Source organism: Oleiphilus sp. HI0086 (assembly GCF_001635225.1).
In genome coordinates this window covers 1-504 of the sequence record NZ_LWFZ01000193.1, presented here as the reverse complement: position 1 = coordinate 504, position 504 = coordinate 1, and the positions used below count along the sequence as shown (strand labels likewise).

2 protein-coding genes are annotated in these 504 nt (G+C 44.0%); both read left to right on the top strand.

Going from position 1 to position 504, the window contains the following annotated elements:
* On the top strand, positions 1-259 hold a 259-nt coding region (locus A3756_RS27070), incomplete at its 5' end, for a 30S ribosomal protein S6 (RefSeq protein WP_068552871.1).
* A 20-nt stretch (positions 260-279) separates the two neighbouring features.
* The coding region (gene rpsR / locus A3756_RS02695; protein ID WP_068552869.1) for a 30S ribosomal protein S18 at positions 280-504 on the top strand (225 nt) is incomplete at its 3' end.

Sequence of the window (504 nt, the reverse complement as noted above, 5' to 3'; positions counted from 1 at the left end):
GATGAATATCGAATGTGGCGGCGATGCTTTGGGTGAGTTGGAGCACAACTTCCGTTTTAACGATGCCATCATTCGTGATTTGGTTATTCGTCAGAAGGAAGCGATTACTGAAGAATCTCCTATTAAAGCTTCTCAAGGTAGAGATGACCGTCGCTCTGCGCCTAAGCGCCCAGCTGAACAAGAGTCAAGCTCTGAAGAATCTGTAGAGAAAGTTGAAGATGCAAGCGCTGGTGACAGCGAAGCGGCATCAGAAGAGTAATTTAATTTTAGGAGAAGACTATGTCTCGCTTTTTTCGTCGTCGTAAGTTTTGTCGCTTTACGTCTGAAGGTGTAAAACAAATCGATTATAAAGATTTGGACACTTTGAAAGGTTATGTCACAGAAACTGGTAAAATCGTACCAAGCCGTATTACTGGCACAAAAGCTCGTTACCAGCGTCAGCTAGCAACTGCTATCAAGCGCGCTCGTTACTTGGCACTTTTACCTTACACAGACAATCACCAC